The organism is Mesorhizobium sp. WSM4837, from assembly GCF_055811435.1.
The window spans coordinates 1-1,653 of sequence record NZ_JBVVQE010000185.1 but is presented as its reverse complement, the minus strand read 5'-3'; the positions used below and the strand labels follow the sequence as shown (position 1 = coordinate 1,653).

At 57.2% G+C, this 1,653-nt stretch carries 1 pseudogene; it reads left to right on the top strand.

Annotation, left to right across the window (positions count from 1 at the left end):
- Positions 1-433 precede the first annotated feature (433 nt).
- Positions 434-718: pseudogene (locus AC0L3D_RS36565) on the top strand (hypothetical protein); the annotation flags it as partial.
- Between the last annotated feature and the right edge of the window lie 935 nt (positions 719-1,653).

Here is a 1,653-nt window from a genome sequence, read left to right as displayed (position 1 = left end):
GAGACCAAGCCGTTCAAGCTTGTCGCCGTGGCGACCGCCAACAAGCTCGCCCGCATCGCCTTCGCGCTCATGCGTGATGACGCACGCTATGCCGCTACGGCGTAACGGAAAAAACGGCTGAGGCTGCGGTCCAGAATCGAGGGTGACAATGACGTGATGGGAACAGACGAGGACATATCCCGAAAGCCTGCAACGTAGTCGGAGCTTCGAGCTCGTTCTCTTGATCAGGCCAAAGGATCAGCGGACACCATCAGGGCCAGCGGTCACAGTACTGCAACCAACAGGCCGGAGACATGACCGCACCCGCGAACGTCCCATTGCCGAAAACAAACCCTTGATCGGCGGGCGCCGTCCAGACATGAAGAACCCGGCCCATAGCGCATCCCTTGATTCGGAGGACAAGGATGCCCCATCAAAGCCTGGGATCAAACATCTAGGAAAAACCTCGAAGATGGGGCAAAGCGATAGTCGATGGTTGCTCATCATCGGAGCCATGGCTGTTGTCCGATGGGCATCCCGGAAGGGTGCGCCCGAAGGCTCCTGGCTCGCCCGCATGATGCGAAGAAGCCGCGCATGCTCGTGGCCATTGCGCTCGCCAACAAGATGGCGCGTGGGATTTTGGGCCATGCTGGCTAAAGAAGAGGATTATCGGAATCCGGCGATGGTGCCTGATGATCACTCAGCAGCGCACCTGAAGCCGGTACGTCGGGGGATGTGAGGAAGGCCTGAACCGCATGGACAAATGATCGATCAGGCCAGGAAAACCAGAATGAAGCACCGAGCCTAACGCTCGCTTTCAAGGTTCCGACCTGATCCGCGCATCGCCATACCGGCCCGAACAGCCGGCGCAGGGTTCGTTCGCCATGCGGGATGGTCAGAGACTAGTTCCGCATTAGATTGCTCGATGGCGGGGTCGTCACCCGGTCCACGAGCTGAATAAGCGTCGCAGGCTTCTCCATAAACTTTCATATCATCCAATATCGTAAATTTCGAGACTATTGTGTTGATCCACTGGTCGAATGCAGCGTCGAGCCCCCGCAGAGATTCCAGAAACATGTCAGGATCTCGCTGGGACACTGGCCGGTGGTCTCGGGCCGATATGCTAAGCCCGTCGATCCAGATTTCGGCGATGTGCAAGTAGACATAGTCTCTTTCGATACGAAGTAACTCTGGAGCGATCGCAATGATGCTTCGCCTTAGCTCCATAAGGCCTTGCCGGAGACTAGCACGCGCTTGTTCATCAAAGCGCGTGCTCCACAGCAACCCAGCAAGCCGGCGGCGCGGGACGGGTGCCTCTCCGCACATGGCGAGATAAGCCAAGATTGCCTGAGCTTTGCGGCCACGCGGTAGAATGCTCTCCCCCGTTCGGCTCCACGCCCCTATGGGGCCAAAGACACGCAGCCGCAGCAACGGCCTGACATCCTCCAAAACTGATCTCAAAAGTCACCGCCTCATCTCTGACAGTTTCCTGTATCAAAAATCAGAATGAGATGAAAGAGCAGTCCAATTATCCTATCCACTTGACTGCAGCAATCTTGGATGATGCCCCGAGAAGTCCTCTAATCCGCGGTTGTCAAGCTGGTCGCAGTGGGCGTCGGGGGTCAGGTTCATGGTTCTCTTCGAGGTCGGTACTTTGACCGCATCACCGCCGAG